Below are 23,014 nucleotides of genomic sequence, written 5' to 3'. Positions count from 1 at the left end.
ATATTATTAATTATTCAATCTAAATTTCTGATTGTTAAGCAATTAATTAACATCATTTATAATATTTTTTAATTCAAATTTGATTGATTATTTTTGCCCTTATCATGAGAAAAACAATTTTAGTTACCTTGCTTTTCTTGGTCTTTTTCCAAGGATTTTCACAAGCCAATTACCCGAAAGATTACTTTATTAAACCATTAGAAGTGCCCCTAATTTTATCAGGTACTTTTGGTGAATTACGTACCAATCATTTCCATGGAGGATTGGATATAAAAACACAACAACGTGAAGGATTAAATGTTGTGGCTGCGGCTGATGGTTATGTATCTCGAATAAATGTTGCACATTGGGGCTATGGTAAGGCACTTTATATTACACACCCAAACGGTTACACAACGGTTTATGGACATTTAAAAAAGTTTGCTCCTGAAGTTGAGGCATATGTTAAAAAACAACAATATAAAAAACAGAGGTATACATTAGAATTATTCCCTCAAGCCAATGCCTTAAAAGTAGAGAAAGGAAAACTAGTTGCATATAGTGGTAACTCAGGGAGTTCTGGTGGACCACACCTACATTTTGAAATTAGAGACGGAAAATCAAATCCCATAAATCCAATGTTTTTTGGTATCGACATTCCCGATCATCAAAACCCTTTGATAAGAGCCGGAGTGGTTTATTCTTTTGGTGATTCTACAAATGTTGACGGAACGAATGCCGTTAAAGAATTAATTATCAAAAATAAGAATGGAAACTTAGTTGCCAATCCCATAACTGCTTATGGAAAAATTGGTATTGGTATTAATGCCGTTGATAAATTAGATGGAGCCTTAAACAACAATGGTATTTTCAATTTACAAATGACCGTTAATGGCAAAAAAGTTTATGAGCATGAAGTAAATACTGTCAGTTTTGCGGAAACCCGTTACATAAACACCTTAGTAGATTATGAACGATATTATAAAAAAAGACAAAAAATTCAAAGGTGTTTTGTAGAACCTTCTAACAAACTAAGTATTTACAAATCATTAATTAACAATGGTTATTTAACCATTGAGGATGGATCATCTTATAACGTAGAAATTACGGCTAAAGATTTTAAGGGGAACACAACCAAACTAATTATTCCTATTAAAGGAAAAAAGACAACTACCATCGTAAAAACGAAATCTGAAAAAACGCCTCATTTTTTCAGAGCGAATGAGTTCAACAAAATTAACAAAGAAAATATAAGTGTTGCTTTTCCTAAAAACAGTTTTTATGAGGACATTTATTTCGATTTTAGTTATGCTAACAACATTGTAAAATTACATAATGGTGGTGTTCCATTGCATCGTAACTTTACCTTAACTTTTGATATTTCTGACTATCCTGCCAAGGACAAAAAGCAAGTTATTATTGCATCCATAAATAAAAAAGGAAGACGATCTTATGCCTCAACAAAAAGAAAAGACAACAAAGTTTACACGTTAAGTAGAAGCTTAGGAAATTACACATTGGCAATTGATTCTGTAGCTCCAAAAATTAGTCCCGTTAATTTCAAGGATAAACAGTGGCTATCGAAATACCGTTATTTAAAATTAAAAATTACTGATAATTTATCTGGAATAAAATCGTACAGAGGAGAGATTGATGGTAAGTGGGTATTATTTGAATATGAGCCTAAGAAAAACCTATTGACTTACGATTTTAATGATGGTAAAATTGAAGGTGTAAAACACAAGTTAAAACTTACGGTTGTTGATAATGTAAACAATACTAATGTGTATATTGCATCGTTTAATACCAAGTAGGGTAGCTATATATCATCGTTGTAATTTATAAATTCGGCATAGCAAACCGATTTGGAGTATTAAACCATATTTCACTAAAGACAATCATTGTTGAAAGCATCAATTTCTTTTTTAGTCGTATTTTTCTTTTTTACCAGTATTGCTATAGCACAGACAGCAACTATAAAAGGTACTGTAAAAAATGAAGAAGGCAAACCTATTGAAGATGTTTCTGTTACCTATAACCAAAAGGGAACTACTACCGATAGTAACGGAAGGTATACACTTTCACTTCCTGCAAATACAGAGGTTACAGTTATCTTTAGTCATATTGCATACACCACTCTCAATAAAAAAGTGAAAATTCCAAAAAATAGAAATTTATTTTTTTCACCTAAACTTAAAATCAAAATTGAAGAAATAGAAACGGTTGTTGTTAAGGATAAAAAAGATGATGCTCAAGGCATTGATAAAGTTCCTATTGAAACGATAAAAAAATTACCGAGTGCTAATGCTGGAATTGAAGGTACTTTAAAAAATATTGGACTAGGTGTAAGTGGTAATAACGAACTGAGTACACAGTACAATGTAAGAGGAGGTAATTATGATGAAAATTTAGTTTATGTTAATGGTATTGAAGTTTACAGACCCTTCTTAGTCCGTTCTGGTCAGCAAGAAGGTTTAAGTTTTGTAAACCCTAATTTAACACAAAATGTCAAATTTTCTGCAGGTGGGTTTCAAGCAAAATATGGCGATAAATTATCTTCGGTTTTAGATATTACCTATAAGAAACCAAAATCTTTTGGCATTGGATTAGAAGCAAGTCTTTTAGGAGGAAGTTTAACTGCAGAAGGAATCTCTAAAGACAAAAAGCTTTCTGCCATACTGGGAGCTAGATATAGAAATAATAGCCTTTTTGTCAATCAAAAAGATATAGAAACTAATTTTAAACCTAGTTTTACGGATGTTCAGACCTACGTTTCGTATCAATTTAACAATAAGTTTAGTTTAGATTTTTTAGGTAATTTCTCTCTTAACAATTACAAATACACACCTGTGAGTAGAGAAACGAAATTTGGAACTATTAGTGATCCCAAAGCCCTTATTGTAAATTACAGAGGTAAAGAAACAGATCAATACTTAACGCTTTTTGGTGCTTTAAAAGGTACTTATTTAGTAAATGACAATCTTAAATTAGAATTAACATCATCTGCTTATAATACGCAAGAAGAAGAACATTACGATATTTTAGCTTTTTATGGTATTGGCACTGTAAATGCTGATTTTGGTAGTGATAGCTTTGGAGATGTAGAATTTTCGCAAGCCATTGGTTCTCAATTAGACCATGCTCGTAATGATTTAGATGCTTTAATTACAAACATTCAAGTAAAAGCAACGCTAAAAAAAGACAAACACCTTTTTGAATTTGGAGCCAAATACCAATTAGAAGACATAAAAGACCGTATCGTTGAATGGGAAGTGATTGACTCTGCTGGATTCTCCTTAAGACCTCCTAACTTGCTACCAAGTAATGACGAACCTTATAATTCTTATACCGGACCAATTGTACCATTTACCAGCGTAAGAGCTACAAACAATGTTCAAATCAACAGAATTTCGGGGTTTGGACAATGGAGTAAATCTACATATCTAAATGACACTCAGTTGTGGTTTAACTTAGGGGTTAGAGCTCAAAACTGGAAAATTAAAGCCGAAGGCACTGAAGAAAAAGGACATACGGTGATAAGTCCTCGAGCACAATTTGCAATAAAACCAGATTGGAAAAAAGACATGCTTTTCAGAGTTTCCGGTGGTTATTATTACCAACCTCCATTCTATAGAGAATTAAGAGATTCTTCAGGTATGGTGCATCCAGAAGTAAAAGCCCAACGCTCTATTCATTTTGTATTGGGTAATGATTACAGTTTTAAATTATGGAATAGACCTTTTAAATTGGTTACCGAAGCCTATTTTAAATCTTTAACAGATGTAAATCCATTTACCGTTGACAATGTACAAATACGTTATAGAGCTATAAATAATGCCAAAGCTTATGCTGTTGGATTTGATGCTCGTATCAATGGAGAGTTCGTAGAAGGTACAGAATCTTACTTTAGTTTTGGGTATCTAAAAACGGAAGAGAATATCGATAACCAAGGTTATATTGCGAGACCTACTGATCAACGTTTAAAATTTGCGGTATTGTTTCAAGATTACGTTCCCAATTATCCAAATTTAAAAATGTATCTGAATATGGTATATAACACGGGACTTCCAGGAGGTTCTCCATCGTATGCTGATCCTTATATTTTTCAAAGCAGATTGAAAGATTATTTCAGATCAGACATCGGCATGTCTTATGTTTTTAAAGATGCAGAAAATACCACCAACATCAAATGGCTAGAAAATTTTAAAGAATTCTCTTTGGGTATTGAACTCTTTAATATGTTTGATGTTCAAAATTCAATTACCAATACTTGGGTAAGAGATATTTCTTCCTCACGCTCTATCGGAATTCCTAATTACTTATCGGGAAGAGTATTGAATCTAAAGTTGAAGATAGGATTGTAAGTTTATCATATTGAAATTCGTGGTTTAAAAGAATAAATGATTGCAAAACTCTTTGAGGACTTTCTGTGAAACCTACTCCACATAAATACTAAAAACAATCCAACTAATTTAAACCTTTCACTATCTTTATAGTCTAAGAATAAAAAGTACTTTATTGATAGTAGAACGCGATCTCATATCTGAATTAAAAAATCCATTAACGCAAGAAAAAGCGTTTAGAGCATTGATGGCTTTATATAAAGAACGTTTGTATTGGCATATCCGTAAAATAGTAATTTCACATGATGATGCTGATGATGTTTTACAGAATACATTTATTAAAGTTTATAAAAATATTGACAAATTTAATGCGGATAGTAAAATTTACTCATGGATGTATAGAATTGCGACCAATGAGTCCATTACATTTATCAATAAGAGAGCCAAAATGAGGCAAGTTGATGTCAATGAATTGCAAGGTGAGATGATACAGAACTTAGAATCAGATGTTTATTTTGATGGTGATGAAATTCAATTAAAATTACAAAAAGCAGTTGCTACATTACCGCAAAAACAGCAATTGGTGTTTAACATGAAGTATTTTGACAATATGAAATATCAGGATATTTCTGATGTTTTAGAAACCTCTGTTGGAGCATTAAAAGCCTCATACCATCACGCAGTAAAAAAGATTGAAAAATATATAACAAAATAAGTATTAAACCATTACAAAAAATTACAGTCTAAAAGATAAGATGTCAAAAAAGAAACTAGAACATATTAAAAAATCAGGATATAAAACTCCACAAGCGTATTTTGATATGGTTGAAGATGCTGTTTTTGCTAAAATGACTAGTGAAACATTTCCTAAAAAAGAGGGATTTGAAAATCCTGATGATTATTTTAACTCTATTGAAGAAAATGTATTACAAAAACTACAATTGGATAATGAGAAAAAAGAATCAGGATACAAAATTCCTAAAAACTATTTAGATTCAATTGAAGACCATGTCTTAGAAAAGATTAAAAGTAAAAAAAGTAAGTCCAAAGTTATTGACTTCAAAACTATATTCTTAAAAAGGTTAATTCCTCTTGCGGCGGCAGCGTCATTATTAATATTTATTTTTATAAATTATAACAACAGCACCACGGATACTAGTTTAGATCAATTGGCTTCTGCCGAAATAGAACAATGGATTGATGAAGATTTAATTGCCTTTGACACTTACGAAATAACGGATGTATTTGAAGATATTGAATTGGAAAGCCAACCTATTTTCGAAGATGACGAAATTATAGAATTTTTAAATGGCACGGATATTGAGAACTTAATACTAGAAAACTGATGAATTTAAAAAAAATCATATTTGGAATATTGTTATTTACAGTTTTTACTGGAGTAGCTCAGCGTAATAATAACGAAAAAATAAAGGCCTATAAAACTGCTTTTATTACGGAGGCATTGGAATTAACTGTTGATGAAGCAGAAAAGTTTTGGCCCATTTACAACGCCTACTCAAGTGAGTATCAAAAAATTAAAAACGTTAAAACAGGCCAAATATTTAAACAAATTAGAACGGCCGGTGGAGTCGATCAATTGAGTGACTCAGAGGCTGATACTATTTTAGAAGAATTTGTGGAAATTGATGGTAATGTTGCCAAAGCGAAACAAAAATTAAAAAAAGATCTAACGGGTGTAATATCTTCTAAGAAAATTATAAAGTTATTAAGTGCAGAACAAAACTTTAATAAGGAATTATTAAAACGATATAGAAATAGAGGTGGTAATATGAATAAAAACTAATACTCTGAGAATTTGGCAGTACAATGTTATTTTTTAAATTTGCACCGGAAAAAAGGAAAGAAAAAGATGAAAAAATTAAGAATTATTGCCATTTTGGGTATTGCTATGTTATCATTCAATAGTATGAACGCCCAATCTGATGCAGCTACTACTAATAAGGAAACAATAAACAGTTCAGACAAACAACCTGAAAAAATTGTCTATAAAAACATTGATTACTATATTATTGATGGTGTTTGGTATGCAAAAATAAAAAAGAGATTTGTATTAAGAACAGCTCCAAAAGGTGCTAAACTTAAAAATTTACCTAAAGGCGGTGAGAATGTAGTAATGGCAGGTGTAAAGTATTACAAATTAAATGGCGTTTTTTATAAAAAGTCAAAAGGTGGTGGTTACGAAGTTGCGAGACCATAAGTAAATTGGCAATATTCAATCTATAAGTAGTCTGAAAATCTTTAAAATTTACAAAAATAAATCTAACCTCATAAATTTGAGGCTGCAATTAACAATAGTTAAAATAAAAGACGCGAAATATCGCGTCTTTTATTTTTAAACCTGATACATTTTTTCTCGTTGTTCTTTTATCTTATCGTTTTCGAAATAATCATCAAACGTAGTATATCTGTCTATAGCTCCTTGCGGCGTTAATTCAATAACACGATTGGCAACAGTTTGTGCAAATTCATGATCGTGCGTTGCAAATAAAACAGTACCCTTAAAGTTCGTAAGTGAATTATTAAAAGCTTGTATAGATTCTAAGTCCAAGTGGTTTGTCGGTTCATCTAACATCAATACATTTGCTCTCAGCATCATCATTCTTGATAACATACAACGTACTTTTTCACCACCCGACAATACATTACATTGTTTTAAAGCTTCCTCTCCACTAAAAATCATTTTTCCTAAAAACCCACGGATATAAACTTCTTCTCTTTCTTCTTCTGTTGTAGCCCATTGTCTTAACCAGTCTACTAGACTTAATTCATTATCAAAAAAGTGTGCATTCTCTAAAGGTAAATAGGCCTGTGTTGTGGTAACCCCCCAAGCAAACTTTCCTGCATCTTGCTTCATATTTCCATTGATAATTTCGAAAAATGCAGTAACTGCTCTTGAATCTTTTGAAAAGATGACCACCTTATCTCCTTTGGTTAAATTGAGATTAATATTATCAAATAACAATTCACCATCAATAGATTTTTGTAAACCTTCAATATTTAATATCTGATCACCTGCTTCACGGTCACGGTCAAATATTATGGCTGGATACCTCCTACTCGATGGCTTTATATCAGAAATATTTAATTTCTCAATCATCTTTTTTCTACTAGTTGCTTGCTTAGATTTAGCAACATTCGCAGAAAATCTACGTATAAATTCTTCTAATTCTTTTTTCTTTTCTTCTGCTTTTTTATTTTGCTGAGATCTTTGACGAGCTGCCAGTTGACTAGATTCGTACCAAAAAGAATAATTACCAGAATAGTTGTTGATTTTACCAAAATCAATATCAGAAATATGAGTACATACCGCATCTAAAAAGTGCCTATCATGTGAAACTACAATAACTGTATTTTCATAATTGGCCAAAAAGTTTTCTAACCACTTAATGGTTTCATAATCCAAATCATTGGTAGGCTCATCCATTATTAAGACATCTGGATTTCCAAATAAAGCTTGTGCCAATAATACACGTACTTTCGCCTTACCATCTAAATCTTTCATCAAGGTGAAGTGCTGATCTTCTTTTACACCTAAATTAGACAACATTGCTGCTGCATTACTCTCAGCATTCCAACCGTTCATTTCTTCAAACTTCACTTGCAACTCTCCAATTTTCTCTGCATTTTCATCAGTATAATCAGCATATAAAGCATCAATTTCTGACTTAATTTTAAAAAGTGATTTGTTACCTCTAATTACAGCTTCTAAAACAGGATATTCATCTGAGGCATTATGATCTTGTGACAGCACAGACATTCGTTTTCCTTTTTCTAAAGAAACATGCCCTGAAGTTGGATCGATATCACCAGCAATAATCTTTAAAAAAGTAGATTTCCCTGCTCCATTTGCACCTATTATCCCATAGCAATTACCTTGTGTAAATATGGTATTTACTTCATCAAATAAGATGCGTTTTCCGAATTGTACTGATAAATTAGAAACTGATAACATTATAATTTTTTTAAATTCCGTGCAAAAGTAAGAAATGCCTAGCTATTAGCGAAAAGAACTGTATATAATTTAAAACGCAGCACTCTTTCTTAGTTTTTAAAAAAATTTAAAACATCATTCTTTACTTCAATTTAGAATTGCCAAATAAACTCTTTTTAGGCAAATTAATAGGCGTCATTTGAAATACACAACTGCTTAATTTAACATCCTATTAACTAATTTTGGGGGTTTGAATGGCTATTTTTGTGTTGTTCAGAAAAACCTAACAAATTTGGCAAGACAATTACTTTCATTTTTTTCATCTAAAATATTGTTTTTATCTTTTACAACATTACTAATTGTAAGTTGTAAAGATAAGGCTGTAACCGACAAGGCTTATTTTGGTGGACAAATTATAAATCCGAAATCAGACAAGGTTTATTTTTATTATCAAGATCAACTGATTGATTCTTCTAAGCTAAGTATCAATAATAAATTTTTAATAAAATTAAACAAATGCACTAACGGATTTTACAAATTCAAACATGGTAACGAATTCCAATATGTATATTTAGAATCTAATGATAGCTTACTTATAAGGTTAAATACTTGGGATTTTGATGAATCGCTTGTTTTTAGTGGAAAGGGTGCTGAACGCAATAACTTTTTAATCAATTTATTTTTAGTTAATCAAAAGGAAGATAATGAGTTTAACAACTATTATAAACTAAGTGATAGCTTATTTCAATCAAAAATTGATTCTGTATTAATATTAAAAAATCTACTTTACTCACAGTTTAAATCGGAAGTTCCTGAAAGTTCAATCCTATTTAACAAATTGGTAAACACCGCGATTAATTATCCTTTATACAAAAAAAAGGAAATCTACCCACATAATCATATGAAATCTATAGGGTCTATGGAACACCCTAGAATAAGTCCAAGATTCTTTAAATTTAGAAAAAATATAGATCTCGACGATAAAGAGTTAACTGGATTTTATCCACATCAAAGTTATGTAAGAGCCTATTTACATCATTTAGCCTATGAAAAACAAGTTTTAGATAGTTTTAAAAGCGACATAGATGTTAACATGATGCAAGCGGCACTGGAAAACATTAAAACAGAATCGGTTAAAAACAACTTTTTATATATGGGTATTTGGTATGCCCTATTAAATGAAGATACCCCTATTGTAGAAAAAGAAAGAGCTGTACGCTTATTTTTTGATCATTCTACGGATAAAAAAAGTGTAGCTGAAATTTCAAATTTAATAGAGGTTTCAAAAAAATTAGCTAAAGGCTTTAAGTTACCAAATATTTCACCTAACAATATAAATGGTGTATCCATTCAGTTAAATACCATTATTAAAAATAAAAAAACGGTAATATGTACTTGGCCTTCCAACTCTAGTGAAATGGAAAATTTTGCTAAACGTTTTAATTATTTAGAAAAAAAATATCCAGAATATAATTTTATTGGTCTTACTTCTGCTTATCAAGAAGCCGAGTGGAAAAGTTTAATCAAACTTAAAAAGCTAAATAAAGTCAATCAATACCGTATTGATGAAGGCATTGATTGGTTAGACATTAATTTCCCTAGAGCTATTTTAATAGACAAAGATGGGAGAATTCAAAACAATATGACACATCTCTCCAATCGTAGTTTTGAGAAACAAATCAGGCAAATTAAATAAAGATTGATTCGTCTATTTTACTAATTAATCTTAAAAACCTCTCATAATCATTAAATTAAGACTACTTTTGCACATTCATAAACGAAAAGGCTTATTTATCTGCTAAGACAGCACTATTGGGAAGCCTTAGTTTGATAAATTTTTAATATATGTCTTTATTTAATGAACTTGGCCTACGCCAAGAAATTGTCAATGCTTTGACCGATCTAGGTTACGAAAAACCTACACCAATCCAACAACAAGCGATACCGCAAATTATTAATGCTTCTAATGACTTAAAAGCATTTGCACAAACGGGTACCGGAAAAACTGCCGCATTTAGTTTACCAATTCTTGAAAAATTAGATTTAGAAAGTAAGGCTACACAAGCTATTATTTTGTCTCCTACACGGGAGCTAGCTATTCAAATAGGAAAAAACATTGAAGATTTCTGTAAATACATGAAACGTGTTAATGTGGTTACCGTTTACGGTGGAGCCAATATTGACGAGCAGATTCGTGGATTAAAAAGAGGTGCTCAAATTGTAGTAGGTACTCCAGGTAGAACTGTAGATTTAATTAAACGTAAACAGTTAAAACTGAAAGACATTAAGTGGGTCGTATTAGATGAGGCCGATGAGATGTTAAATATGGGGTTTAAAGATGATTTAGACCAGATATTAGAAGTAACACCAAAAGAAAAACAAACGCTATTGTTTTCAGCTACTTTTCCTAGAGAAGTAGATGCTATTGCTAAAAACTACATGACTAAACCTGTAGAAATTAGTGCAGGAAAAAAGAATGCTGGTGCAGATAAAGTTTCACATGAATACTATTTAGTTTCTGAAAAAAATAGATACCCAACCTTGAAAAGATTAGCAGATGTTAACCCTAACATATATGCAATCGTTTTTTGTAGAACAAGAAGAGAAACAAAAAGTGTAGCCGCCAATTTAATTGATGATGGTTATAATGCAGATGCTTTACATGGTGATTTATCACAGGCTCAGCGTGATATAGTGATGGAGAAGTTTAGAGCTAAACATTTACAAATTTTAGTGGCTACTGATGTAGCAGCAAGAGGTTTAGATGTAGATGACTTAACACATGTTATCAACTATAAATTACCAGATCAAGCAGAAAACTATACACATAGAAGTGGTAGAACGGGTAGAGCTGGTAAAGAAGGTATTTCTATTGCAATAATTACGAACAGAGAGAAGAATTCTCTTAGACCAATTGAAAGTAAAATTGGTAAAAAATTCATAGCTCAACAGGTACCTGGCGGTAAAGAAATTTGCGAAAAGCAATTATTCAAACTGATTGAAAAGGTAAAAGATGTTGAAGTAAATGAGGATCAAATAAATCCTTATTTAGAAGGTATTTATGCTCAATTGAAAGATATTGAACATGACGAATTAATAAAACGATTTGTTTCTATAGAGTTTAATCAATTCTTATCCTATTACCAAGGTGCTGAAGACCTTAATGGTGACGATTCTAGAGAACGAAGAACTAGAAGTACTGATGAGAATTTTACAAGATTCTATATCAATTTAGGGAAAATGGACGGATTAAATCCTGCCAGATTGATAGGATTAATCAACGAAAATCTTAAAAAGAGTGATGTTGAAATTGGGCAAATAGAAATTCTTAAAAGTTTCTCATTCTTCGAAATTGATAAAGCTTTTGCAGAACAAGCCGTTGAAGCATTTCAACATGCAGAATTTGAAGGTAGGTCTGTAATTGTAGAGGTAACCACTAAACCAAAAGGTGGCGGTGGACGAAGAAGTGGTAAAAAACGCAGCTTCGGTGGTGGTGATAGAAATTCAGGCGGTGGCGGAAGAGAAAGACGTTCTGGAGGCAGCTCTGGTGGCGGATATAAAGGAAAAAGCTCTAGTGGAGGTGGATATAAAGGTGGTAAGAAAAGTGGAGGTTTTAGTGGAGGTAAGAGAAGTGGTAAACGTTAATAATAATCTCTGTTAAGAACTAACAATCAAATTATTAGAATTTAATCTTAAGGTGTGTTTTTTAATTAGAATTCATCTTAAGATTCAATTCTTTTAACCAAATTGCAAGTTTTTCAGCTTCTGTACTCAGGTTTTTCTTATCTAAAAGATCACTCATTTCAGTAAGCACAACTGTTTTATAATTATGATTGTTTTTTATAAAACAATTAAACCTCACACTTCCAAAATCAGCACGATTTTGTTTGCTTTCAACAACTTTCCCCTTAGCTGCTTTTGAAATTAAAGCTACATATTGTTCAAGCTCACTTTTATCAATTCTAAAAACTATAGCGTCGAACATTTCTTTATAACTATTCAAGTTATCTGTATCAATCCAAATGATTGAATCTCTTTCTTTATTTACCCTTACATTACCTTCATTATCAATTATCCAATGGTTATAATTTAAACCCCATGCATAATTAATACTAAATTGCTCAAAATAAATTTCCTGATTTTCTTCAGGATCCTCATCTTTTTGACATGAAATAAATAATATACTAACTATAAAGAAACATATAATTTTTATCGTTTTAAACATCATATTAGCGTGTCTATTTTATCTTAGATGTCCAAAGTTAAGATAGGTTGCTTTATCATTATAAACTAGAACAACGGCTCCTTATTTAACATACTTAGATGCTTTCATAAAACTTAACACAATAAATCCTGCAATAAAAAATACTCCTAAGATTAAAATAAATAATTTAAGAGAACTCGTATATGAAGTTACAACACCAGCAATAACCATCCCTACAACTATAGCAAGCTTTTCTGTTACATCAAAGAAGCTAAAATAGGTTGCATGATCTTGTGTTTCATCTGGTATTAATTTAGAATATGTAGATCTAGACAAGGTCTGAATAGCACCTAGCACAAAACCTAAAAACGCACCCAAAACATAAAACTTTAAATACACATTAGGATCTTCTCTATTTAAAAGATAAGCTCCAACACAGGCAAAAGCCCAAATTATTATTGTTATTTTTAACGCACTTATATTTCCAATTCTAGTAGACAGTCTGGAAAAAAAGTAAGCCCCCACTACTCCAACAATTTGAATGAGTAAAATTGTAATAATTAAATTACTTGTTTCTAAGCCTAGATCTTTAGTACCAAAAATAGATGCTAATAATATTATTGTCTGTACACCTACACTATATAAAAAAAATGAAATTAATAATATTTTCAATTGCGATTGCGTTTTTATTTCTTTCAAAACCACTCGCAACTCTTTGTAGCCTTTAAAAATGAAATCTTTTTCTGGTTTTCGTTTGTAAGGGTTATTAGGGAGATTTTTAAAAGTATACTGTGCGAACCCTATCCACCAAAGACCTACGGTTAAAAATGATATTCTAGCCGGAAGTGTGGCATCAGTTATACCATATAACTCAGGCATCATAACCATTGATAAGTTAAATCCTAATAAAATTACAGAACCTACATAGCCCAGCATAAATCCCTTAGCACTCACTTTATCTTGTTGTTCAGGAAAAGCAACTTCAGGTAAATAGGCATTATAAAAAACCATACTGCCCCAAAAACCAATACTGGCTAAAATAGTGAAGACAATTCCAATCCATACGTTTTCCTTACCTGTGAAAAAAAATAACATCATTACAGATAGGGAACCTAACAGACAGAAAAATTTTAAAAATCGTTTCTTATTACCGGTATAATCTGCGATAGCAGAAAGTATTGGGGACAATAAAGCCACAATTAAGAAAGAAAATCCGAGAGCATACGAATAAATCGTTGTGTTATACCATTCAGAACCTAAAAATTGGACTACACCGTTACCACCTTCTGTAACAGACTCATAATAAATAGGAAAAACAGCGGTACCAATTACCAAAGAATATACCGAATTTGCCCAGTCATAAAATGACCACGCATTGATTAGTTTCTTGTCTCCTTTTTTTAACATAGGGTTGGTTGATTGTAAATAAAAAGCCGTATTTCTGATGAAATACGGCTTACAATGTACTAATAATTTTAAAAGATTGGGGAAAATACATTAACCAATCCTAAATTTTTTCAGATATAAAATATCGTTTTATGTGATCAAAACCAATCAATTCATTCATCTTTATTCACTTGTCAATGCTTTCGCATTATACTTTTTTGCATGAGCTCTTGCTTCAGGTAAATAAGCCTTCAAATCGGCTATTCTTGATTCATTAGATGGGTGCGTACTTAGAATTTGAGGCGGAGCCTCTCCTCCTGCACGTTCACTCATTCTCACCCACACTTCGGCTGCTTCTTCACCATTATAACCTGCCATAATCATAAATACTAGTCCTAATCTGTCAGCTTCTCGTTCGTGAGTTCTACTAAATGGCAACATAATTCCAACTTGAGAACCTAAACCATAAGCAGTATTCCATATTTGCTGCTGTTCAGCTGATTTGTTTGCAGTTGCAACAGCAACTGCAACGCCACCTAACTGTTGTAATTGACCAGTTGACATACGTTCTTGACCATGTTTAGCGAAGGCATGAGCAACCTCATGTCCCATTACAGCAGCAATTCCATCGGAATTTTTACAAATAGGCAAAATACCTGTATAAAAAACGACTTTTCCACCTGGCATACACCAAGCATTAACCGTTTCATCTTCAACTAAATTAAACTCCCATTGGTAACTATCAGCTTCTGCTTTCATACCATTTACACGCATAAATCGATCAACAGCTTGAGATATTCTAGCACCTATATCTTTAATTTCTTTAGTTTTCGAAGCATTGGTAGATAATTTATTTTCTTCCAAAAACCCCTTGTATTGAGCGAAGGCCATAGGTAAAACTTCAGCATCGCTTACAAAGTTCACTCTTTTCCTTCCAGTAATTGGCACTGTACTGCAACTAATTAAAAATAAGGTCACAATAGTTAATGCAATAATTTTTTTCATCTTGTTTTTTTAAGTTTTAAGAATGCAAATATAAATATACAAAAAATGATTAACTTCGTATTTGCTAATATTTATTGTAATTAATCCAAAATAATGCCAAAAAAAAACAATTTTGAAATACCGAGTTCTATTATTCGAACAGGAAAAATATTACAATTATTTTCTAACAAATTAGCTGCAAATTTTGCCATAAAACTATTTACGACTCCTCCCAAATTTAAAACTCCTGAACGAGAGGAAATGATGCGAAAGAGTGCTAAAAATATTTTAGTAAATATTCCATCAATCCAAAAAGATGTAAATGTTTATGAATATGGATTTTCAAAAACAAAAGTTCTTTTAGTACATGGATGGGCCGGACGGGGCACTCAACTCTACGAAATAGCTGATAAACTTCTTGAAAACGGCATGATGGTTGTTAGTTTTGATTTACCCGCACACGGGCTTTCTTCTGGTAAAATTACCAATATGTTAGAAGCAATAGCAACTATTGAATATCTAAATGAAAAATTTGGGCCATTTGAAGCTGCAATAGGTCATTCTTTCGGAGGCATTTCTTTATTAGCAGCATTAGCTAAAAAAACATTTATAAACAAACTGATTGTCATTGGCGTAGAAAGTTCAAACAACAAATTTTTAGATCTTTTTGTAAAAAAATTAAAGCTAAAGCCAAAAATTTCGGAATTAATGAAAGCACAAATAAGAGCTAAATTTAAAGTAGATTTGGAATCATTAGCTGCCAATACTAGTTCTAAAAAAGTAACCATCCCTACCTTGGTAGTACATGATATGGAAGATTATGATGCCGATGTAAGTTCCGCTTATAAAATACGACAAAACCTAAGTAATGGTGAGCTTTTAATTTCAAATGGTTTAGGACATAGAAGGATTCTTAGAGAACCTAAAATAATTGGGAAAATAATTAAATTTATAAAAAACTAATTGTAAACTATTTGAACCGCTTCACCACTAAAAAAATCACTTTCTTAAAGCATATAAATGCTAAGAATAAACATTTTAAAAGTATGAAAAGTATAATCACTTTATTATGTATTACGGTACTGGCTAGCTGTACTGGTAATGCTCAAAAATCAAAAAAAGAAAACAAAAACATGACAGACAATAAAGATAAAATTGTAAAAACAGACGCAGAATGGAAAGCTGAATTAACTGATCAAGAATACTATGTATTACGTCAAAAAGGTACTGATAGACCAGGTGACACTGGCTATACAAAACATTTTGAAAAAGGCACTTATGTTTGTAGAGCTTGTAATGCCCAGTTATTTAAATCAGGAAGTAAATATGAAAGTCACTGCGGCTGGCCTTCTTTCGATGATGCGATTCCTGGAACGGTTGATTTTAAAAAGGACAATAGTGCTGGTATGATTAGAACGGAAATAACGTGTACAACATGTGATGGACATTTGGGTCATGTTTTTGATGATGGTCCTAAAGAGACCACAGGACAACGTTATTGCGTGAATACAAGCTCTATAAAGTTTGTTCCCGCAGAGAAAAAATAACTAATATTATTTTATTAAATTTAGAGTCCTTGTAGCGAGGACTCTTTTTTTTTAAAATATGAACAAAAATTATATAGACAGCATTCAAAAACAATTTAATTATTACAAAAGCTTAGGCGATAAGACTTTTGATCAAGTTAGTGATACTGAAATTCATTGGTCTCTCCATAAAGATAGCAATAGCATTGCCATTATCGTAAAACATATCGTAGGTAATATGTTGTCTCGTTGGACATATTTTTACACTGAAGATGGTGAAAAAGATTGGAGACATAGAGATTCAGAATTTGAGGACAGTTATACTTCAAAAACCGAAATGACTAGAGCATGGGAAAAGGGATGGGCTTGTTTATTTCTTATAATTGACAACTTAAAAGCGAAAGATTTACAACGAATTATTTATATCAGAAACGAAGGCCACACCGCTCTAGAAGCTATTAATAGACAATTGTGTCATTATTCTTATCATATAGGTCAACTCGTTTTTGTTGGTAAATTAATAAAAGGTGAACAATGGAAAAGCCTTTCAATAGCTAAAAATAAGTCTTCAACATATAATAAGAGTAAATTTGAAAAAGATAAACACAAAGGTCATTTTACTGATGATTTATAATACCTTTAACCAATCTTCTATTAAAAATAAATGACTCATATAAGCTATTCGAAGTATTATTCAGCAACGATTTTACTCATTCTATTACTTAGCAATTGCAAAAAACCAATTCCCGAAATAGTTAATAGTCAAAACTTCTGCGAAACAATTCATAGTAATGACAGCACTAGTCTTTCTAAAGAATTAGCAGCTATTGAGGGGGAAATGCAAACGAAAACTGGTGTTTATGTTTTAGAAGATGGTGGTGGATCTTTGACCACAAGAGCTTGGCTTACACAAAATGCTGAAAAAACAATTGATATACAGTATTTTATATTTTCAACTGATAATGTAGGACTTATAGCATGTGATTATTTGATTAGAGCAGCTGACCGTGGTGTAAAAGTCAGAATTTTGGTTGATGATATTATGGTTGATGCAGAGTTAGAGGATATATTAATGATGGAAAGCCATGAAAACATTTCTATAAAAGTCTATAATCCTGGTGTAAATTTTGGTAAAAGTATAGTTAGTAAACTTAAAAAGTTTGCAACTGACTTTAGATCTGCAAACTTAAGAATGCACAATAAAACCTTTATTGTTGATAATAAAGTAGTGATTACGGGAGGCCGAAATATTGCTGATGAATATTTTGATTATGACCATGAATATAATTTTAGGGATAGAGATGTATTACTGCTTGGCAAAATTGCTCCAAAAGTGGAGCAGTCCTTTGAACAGTTTTGGAATAATAATTTAAGCGTACCCATTAAAAATTTAGCTGATGAGTTACCCGAAAAATTTAATGACCCTAACCGGTTTGAAAAATTACATCAATATGCATGTAATCCAGACAATTTTTGGCCACAGATAAGGACACAAATTGAAAATTTACCTACTACCTTTAAAAAAATAATAGAGTCAGGCGGTTTAGTTTGGACTAAAGAAGTAGCATTTATTTCTGACGCACCAGGAAAAAATGATGGCTCTGAAGGTTTAGGTGGTGGCGGATATACTACAGATGCATTGATTAAATTAGTGAAAAATGCAAAAACGTCTTTAGACATTCAAACGCCCTATTTAATTACGACAACATTGAGTCGTAACCTGTTTAAAAATGCTGTAGAACGCGGTGTGAAAATTAGAATTTTGACCAATAGTTTAGCCTCTACAGATAATCTAGAAGCTTTTAGCGGCTATCAACGAGATAGAAAAGCGTTGTTAGAAACTGGTGTAGAAATCTATGAATTCAAACCAGATGCCGAAGAGCGTTTTAAAATAATGACAGGCCATTTACAAGCCAAGTTAGATTTTAAACCCATTTTTGGCTTACATTCAAAATCAATGGTAGTTGATGGTGAAACAACAGTGATAGGAACTTTTAATTTAGACCCAAGAAGTGCCAATCTTAATACAGAATGTTTGGCAATTATCAACAATAAAAAGATATCTAACAATGTTTTAAAAGGCATGGAAATTGAGTTTAAACCCGAAAATTCATGGCAAACTACTACAGACTTTAATCCTGATAGTGAAGTTAAAACAGCCAAACGTATTAAGGCATGGACTCGAAAAATTGTACCCAAAGAGATATTGTAATACTAAATTAAAAAACTATTAATTAAATAAATTAGTAAAGTCGTTAAATAAAAAATATACTTATTATGGAAAATATTTTTAACAACCAATTAATTCAAGGTATTATTATTGGTTTAGTCGTTGCTATAATCCCAAGTATCATAAATTATTATAATAATAAAAAAATTGAAAAAGTAAAACATGAATACTTAAAAAAAATAAATAATATGCAACCATTTACCGCATCCGAAATTCTAAAAAAAGAAAATTATTTAAATTCAAAAAGAGATATAATATATCAATCTGTTAATTTGATGTCAAGAGAATTTGCTTCGAAAAAGTGGATTGGTAAACAAGTTCCAAAAAATAGGAAAATTGACGAAAAAAGACCGACAGAATCCGAAATCAACGATTGTTTTGGCAAATTATGCATATTTGTTGATGATGAAAAAGTATTAAAGCAGTATTTCAAAATATTTGGAACTCAATCTTCAGCTGCTGATTGGGGTATTTATCTTGACTTAGTTAGAAAAGATTTAGATTACGGAAATGTTTCTATTTCTCCAGAATTATTCCCATACTTCTTTAATACTATTAATTCATATTAATTCATCTTCTTTCGAACAGGTTATATAGTAATATGTTATGCTTAATTTTTTACAAAAATGATTTTTTTTCAATAAATATAAAATCCATCAATCTTCAATTTTACTATAGTCCTTATAAATAGCTTCTTTAAATACTTTCCAGTGCTCATCAGTCATACGCCCTGGTGTAAATAAACAAATTCCCGCAGCTCCGTTTATCATAGACTGTTCAATAGCATCCACTAATTCTTCTGGAGAAACACCGTGATCTTCAGGATCTGGATGTTCTGCCTTTTCATTAGGAAATGGTGTTATAAATAGTCCGCTATAAATTGGTTTGGCGTTATTAACTGACGCCACCTCTTCTTTTACCATTTCACCAACCCATTTGGTATCTTCTAAATAAAAATCATTGTAATTCATTGGAAAAATTGCATCTAAGTCCCATTTTTCCCATTCTTGACGCACCATTTTTTTCGCTAATGAAGGTCCCGGAAAAACGGCTGCATTTAATTGCTTTCCTTTTGCATGGACTACCTCAGCAATTTTATTCACCATATTTGTAATTAAATCATATCTGAATTGTTTCCATTCCTCCACTTGTGAAGGATCTTCAACTTCTTTTATATCAATACCTGATTTCGCTTTGAAATCGGACACGCACTTATCGCAATAACAATAATCGTATTTTGGAAACTCTTTATCCATTACCAAATTATATTTTTCCCATAAACCGTTTGCTAATATTACATCTGGAAAACGGATATAATCTAAATGAATACCATCGACCTCATCAACATCAGCGATCTTACTATATAAATCTGTTAAATAATCAACTACTTTTTCTTTATTTGGGCATAAAAATGTATAATGCTTAACATATACTGGTTTATCAAAAGCTGAATCGCCTTCTCCATTAACACCAAACAAATCGGCAGTTAATGTGTCACTTGGGTCTTGTCTCATTGTTGGAATCCAAGTATGGAATTCTAAACCTGCCTCTTTGGCTATTTTACCCACCCGTTTATATGTTTCAGGGTTTTGACCTCCATTATACATTAGCCCATCAACACCATGATCTTTAAAACCTTTAAAACTGGCCAAAAGCTCTGCATCTGTAGCTTCACCAGGCCCTCCTGTCCAAGCATAAACAGGAACTTTAGTTTTCAATATTTCTGTATCTGATTTGTCTTTACAAGAAATAAATAAAATTGTTATTAATAAAAAACTTAAGATTTTATTCATGATACGGGGTTGATTAGATTAAAATTTAAATATAAAAATCTAAAATAAACCAAAATACTATTCGTACACAACTTTTTTCGACCAATAGCATTTATTATTCAAAATTAAACAACGAATCGACCTATATTTTTGGTACTTACAATAGCTATTCTTTCTTCTTGTACAAAAGAAGAAGATGTAATCTTATAAAATGAAGAATTAATTGGCAGATGTAAATTGATTGAACAATATTGAGATCCAGGTGATGGCAGTGGTAATTATAACCCATTGTAAATGAGAAAATTATTGAATTCTTTAAAAATAAAAAAATCATATCAATTGAGTCTTTTTACTCTACGAATAGTGATACGAAAAAGGATACCGTTGGCTTATCTAATGATAAAACTGAGATTATTTTTGTAAAAAACGAATGTAATTCTTCTGAGTATAATATTAATTATAAGCTTATTGAAAATAAGCTACAATTATGATATCCATGTACTGAAGGTTGTGCTAAAAAGTTTGAAAAAATAGTTAATTAGAACAATAAAATTAGTTATTTAAATTTATTATCTTGGTAACATAAATCTATACTATGCGTTTTTATATTTTACTTATTGGTCTTTTATATTTATCAGATATTCCGGCCCAAGAATCTATTTTAGATTCTAAAACGATTACATTTTATGCCAAAGATTCTGTAATTATTACGGCTGACACTTACTTTCTAGAAAACATACCCCCAACAGTTTTGTTATGTCATCAGGCAGGCTATAGTCGTGGTGAATATTTAAATACCGCGATAGAGCTGAATGCATTAGGTTTTTCTTGCATGGCAATAGATCAGCGTTCTGGTCAAGAAATAAATGGAATTGTTAACCAAACTGCGATTGATGCAAACAATAAATTAAGAAATGTTGGTTATGCTGGAGCCAAACAAGATGTTGAGGCCGCTATAGATTATTTGTATAAAATAAATGGAGAACAACCTGTTATTTTAGTAGGTAGCTCCTACTCTGCTTCGTTAGCTTTGTGGATTGGTAGTGAGAATTTAAAAACAAAGGCTATTGCTGTCTTTAGCCCAGGAGAATATTTAACAGGTATAAAATTAAAGCAAACTATAAAATCAATAAGTATCCCTGTATTTGCAACGTCTTCTAAACGAGAAATCAAACCTGTGGAAAAACTATTAAGTCAAATTAAGCCAAACTTAATTACACAATTTAAGCCTAAGTTAAAAGGATACCACGGTTCTAAAGCCTTATGGAAAAAGAATGACGGTCATGAAAATTATTGGAACGCTTTTAAAGAATTTTTATTAAAACAAAAGTAAGATTAAACTATTTCCAATACTCGCTCTAAAGCCATACCTCTTGATGCTTTAATTAATAGTGTTGTGTTCATAATATTGAGAGTTGAAAAATACGCTTTAAACGCTTCGTAAGAATTAAATAGTTGAATCTTATCTTCATTAACACTGCATTTATAAAAATTCTCTCCAATTAAGTATGCTTTTGTAATTGAGAGTTTACTTAACAAATCAACAATAAATTGATGCTCAGCTTCAGCTGTTTTTCCTAATTCAAACATATCACCCAAAATTGCAATTTTATGAGAATCCGTTAAATTTGATAAATTTTCTAAAGCAACTTCCATACTACTCGGATTGGCATTATAGGCATCCAAAACAATTTTATTAGATTCTTTATGAATTATTTGAGAGCGATTATTACTAGGTACATAATTCTCTATAGCCTTAATACTATCTTCACTTTTCACTTTAAAGAAATTACCAATAGCTAATGCCGCCGAAATATTATTATAATTATAAGCTCCAATCAATTGACTTTTTACAATTTCATTATTAAATTGAACATGAACAAACGGATTAGCCTCTACAAAACGAACAGGAACGTCACCATTTTCTCCACCAAATGTTACTTGATTAATAGCTGTTGATTTTTCTAATTGAATAGGATCGTTGGCATTTACAAAAGCAGTTTTATTTTTACTTTTTAAATAAGTGTATAATTCTGACTTACCTTCTATTACACCTTCAATACTACCAAACCCTTCTAAATGAGCCTTTCCGAAGTTCGTAATATAACCGTAATCAGGTTGGGCAATGTTACATAAAAATTCAATTTCTTTTAAATGATTCGCCCCCATTTCAACGATACCAATTTCAGTTTTTGGTGTCATTGAAAGTAGTGTCAACGGCACACCAATATGATTGTTTAAATTACCCTTTGTCGCAGTTGTATTGTATTTCTCAGAAAGAACAGCGTTAATCAACTCTTTAGTTGTGGTTTTACCGTTACTCCCTGTTAGACCAATAATCGGTATCCCAAGTTCATTTCTATGATAAGAAGCTAATGCCTGCATCGTTTTCAAAACATCATTTACTAAAATAATAGTTGGTTTTGTTTGATATACAGCTTCATCTACAACCGCAAAAGCTGCTCCTTTTTTTAAAGCATCTTCAGCAAATTTATTACCATTAAAATTATCACCTTTTAATGCAAAAAAAACACAACCTTTTTCCACTTTTCTAGTATCTGTAGATACTTGATAGGTCTGTTTATAAATTAAATAGAGTTCTGAAATATTCATGTGTCAATGTATATTATTTTTATGG

Annotated in this window: 20 protein-coding genes; 14 read left to right on the top strand and 6 right to left on the bottom strand. The window is 31.4% G+C overall.

Annotated features, from left to right (window positions below; translation table 11 throughout):
- The first annotated feature begins 104 nt into the window (after positions 1-104).
- The 6 genes from JBL43_RS14550 to JBL43_RS14525 all read left to right on the top strand — a co-directional run bounded on the left by JBL43_RS14550 (position 105) and on the right by JBL43_RS14525 (position 6,540).
- Complete coding sequence (locus JBL43_RS14550; protein ID WP_198842132.1) at positions 105-1,793, top strand: M23 family metallopeptidase; 1,689 nt, start codon at positions 105-107, stop codon at positions 1,791-1,793.
- Positions 1,794-1,883: 90 nt separating this feature from the next.
- Positions 1,884-4,343 (top strand): TonB-dependent receptor, encoded by a 2,460-nt coding sequence (locus JBL43_RS14545; protein ID WP_233098794.1) that lies wholly within the window; start codon positions 1,884-1,886, stop codon positions 4,341-4,343.
- Positions 4,344-4,497: 154 nt separating this feature from the next.
- Positions 4,498-5,037 carry an RNA polymerase sigma factor gene (locus JBL43_RS14540; protein ID WP_233098793.1) on the top strand — a complete coding sequence of 180 codons (540 nt, stop codon included), beginning with the start codon at positions 4,498-4,500 and terminating at the stop codon, positions 5,035-5,037.
- A 40-nt stretch (positions 5,038-5,077) separates the two neighbouring features.
- Positions 5,078-5,668, top strand: a complete 591-nt coding sequence (locus tag JBL43_RS14535; RefSeq protein ID WP_198842131.1) for a hypothetical protein — start codon at positions 5,078-5,080, stop codon at positions 5,666-5,668.
- The gene (locus JBL43_RS14530; protein ID WP_198842130.1) at positions 5,668-6,126 is read left to right on the top strand and encodes a sensor of ECF-type sigma factor; all 459 of its coding nucleotides are present in this window, start codon (positions 5,668-5,670) and stop codon (positions 6,124-6,126) included. Before JBL43_RS14535 ends, JBL43_RS14530 begins: the two co-directional genes overlap by 1 nt.
- A 66-nt stretch (positions 6,127-6,192) precedes the next feature.
- On the top strand, positions 6,193-6,540 hold the full coding sequence (locus JBL43_RS14525; RefSeq protein WP_198842129.1) for a DUF6515 family protein: 348 nt from the start codon (positions 6,193-6,195) through the stop codon (positions 6,538-6,540).
- Between the two features lie 135 nt (positions 6,541-6,675).
- On the opposite strand, the gene JBL43_RS14520 is transcribed toward JBL43_RS14525, so the two are convergent.
- Entirely contained in the window at positions 6,676-8,295 is a 1,620-nt protein-coding gene (locus tag JBL43_RS14520; RefSeq protein WP_198842128.1) for an ABC-F family ATP-binding cassette domain-containing protein, read from the bottom strand.
- A 271-nt stretch (positions 8,296-8,566) separates the two neighbouring features.
- On the opposite strand from JBL43_RS14520, the gene JBL43_RS14515 reads away from it, so the two are divergent.
- Together JBL43_RS14515 and JBL43_RS14510 are read left to right on the top strand one after the other, a co-directional pair.
- Entirely contained in the window at positions 8,567-9,970 is a 1,404-nt protein-coding gene (locus JBL43_RS14515) for a TlpA family protein disulfide reductase (RefSeq protein ID WP_198842127.1), read from the top strand.
- A gap of 149 nt (positions 9,971-10,119) precedes the next feature.
- Positions 10,120-11,919 carry a DEAD/DEAH box helicase gene (locus JBL43_RS14510; protein ID WP_198842126.1) on the top strand — a complete coding sequence of 600 codons (1,800 nt, stop codon included), beginning with the start codon at positions 10,120-10,122 and terminating at the stop codon, positions 11,917-11,919.
- Between the two features lie 61 nt (positions 11,920-11,980).
- Here the strand turns inward: JBL43_RS14510 and JBL43_RS14505 are convergent, their stop codons facing one another.
- The 3 genes from JBL43_RS14505 to JBL43_RS14495 all read right to left on the bottom strand — a co-directional run bounded on the left by JBL43_RS14505 (position 11,981) and on the right by JBL43_RS14495 (position 14,869).
- Positions 11,981-12,502 carry a hypothetical protein gene (locus JBL43_RS14505; protein ID WP_198842125.1) on the bottom strand — a complete coding sequence of 174 codons (522 nt, stop codon included), beginning with the start codon at positions 12,500-12,502 and terminating at the stop codon, positions 11,981-11,983.
- Positions 12,503-12,580: 78 nt separating this feature from the next.
- Entirely contained in the window at positions 12,581-13,885 is a 1,305-nt protein-coding gene (locus tag JBL43_RS14500; RefSeq protein ID WP_198842124.1) for an MFS transporter, read from the bottom strand.
- Positions 13,886-14,047: 162 nt separating this feature from the next.
- Positions 14,048-14,869 carry a M48 family metallopeptidase gene (locus JBL43_RS14495; protein WP_117885006.1) on the bottom strand — a complete coding sequence of 274 codons (822 nt, stop codon included), beginning with the start codon at positions 14,867-14,869 and terminating at the stop codon, positions 14,048-14,050.
- A 93-nt stretch (positions 14,870-14,962) separates the two neighbouring features.
- On the opposite strand from JBL43_RS14495, the gene JBL43_RS14490 reads away from it, so the two are divergent.
- The 5 genes from JBL43_RS14490 (at position 14,963) to JBL43_RS14470 (ending at position 19,173) form a co-directional block, all read left to right on the top strand.
- Positions 14,963-15,811 (top strand): alpha/beta fold hydrolase, encoded by an 849-nt coding sequence (locus tag JBL43_RS14490; RefSeq protein ID WP_198842123.1) that lies wholly within the window; start codon positions 14,963-14,965, stop codon positions 15,809-15,811.
- A gap of 83 nt (positions 15,812-15,894) precedes the next feature.
- Positions 15,895-16,395 carry a peptide-methionine (R)-S-oxide reductase MsrB gene (gene msrB, locus JBL43_RS14485; RefSeq protein WP_198842122.1) on the top strand — a complete coding sequence of 167 codons (501 nt, stop codon included), beginning with the start codon at positions 15,895-15,897 and terminating at the stop codon, positions 16,393-16,395.
- Positions 16,396-16,453: 58 nt separating this feature from the next.
- Positions 16,454-17,008 carry a DUF1572 family protein gene (locus JBL43_RS14480; protein ID WP_198842121.1) on the top strand — a complete coding sequence of 185 codons (555 nt, stop codon included), beginning with the start codon at positions 16,454-16,456 and terminating at the stop codon, positions 17,006-17,008.
- A 30-nt stretch (positions 17,009-17,038) separates the two neighbouring features.
- Positions 17,039-18,586 carry a phospholipase D family protein gene (locus JBL43_RS14475; RefSeq protein WP_198842120.1) on the top strand — a complete coding sequence of 516 codons (1,548 nt, stop codon included), beginning with the start codon at positions 17,039-17,041 and terminating at the stop codon, positions 18,584-18,586.
- 65 nt (positions 18,587-18,651) lie between these two features.
- Positions 18,652-19,173, top strand: a complete 522-nt coding sequence (locus tag JBL43_RS14470; protein ID WP_198842119.1) for a hypothetical protein — start codon at positions 18,652-18,654, stop codon at positions 19,171-19,173.
- An 87-nt stretch (positions 19,174-19,260) separates the two neighbouring features.
- Here the strand turns inward: JBL43_RS14470 and JBL43_RS14465 are convergent, their stop codons facing one another.
- Positions 19,261-20,397 carry a glycoside hydrolase family protein gene (locus JBL43_RS14465; protein WP_233098792.1) on the bottom strand — a complete coding sequence of 379 codons (1,137 nt, stop codon included), beginning with the start codon at positions 20,395-20,397 and terminating at the stop codon, positions 19,261-19,263.
- 574 nt (positions 20,398-20,971) lie between these two features.
- Between JBL43_RS14465 and JBL43_RS14460 the strand changes: the two genes are divergently transcribed.
- Positions 20,972-21,709, top strand: a complete 738-nt coding sequence (locus JBL43_RS14460) for an alpha/beta hydrolase family protein (RefSeq protein ID WP_198842118.1) — start codon at positions 20,972-20,974, stop codon at positions 21,707-21,709.
- Positions 21,710-21,711: 2 nt separating this feature from the next.
- Here JBL43_RS14460 and JBL43_RS14455 read toward each other — a convergent pair whose 3' ends face one another.
- Positions 21,712-22,989, bottom strand: coding sequence for a UDP-N-acetylmuramoyl-tripeptide--D-alanyl-D-alanine ligase (locus JBL43_RS14455; protein WP_198842117.1), 1,278 nt, complete (start codon positions 22,987-22,989; stop codon positions 21,712-21,714).
- Positions 22,990-23,014: the final 25 nt, after the last annotated feature.

The sequence above is a fragment of the Aureibaculum flavum genome (assembly GCF_016406085.1).
Lineage (GTDB): Bacteria > Bacteroidota > Bacteroidia > Flavobacteriales > Flavobacteriaceae > Aureibaculum > Aureibaculum flavum.
The sequence above is the reverse complement of the archived record's forward strand: the minus strand, read 5'-3'. Positions and strand labels throughout refer to the sequence as shown.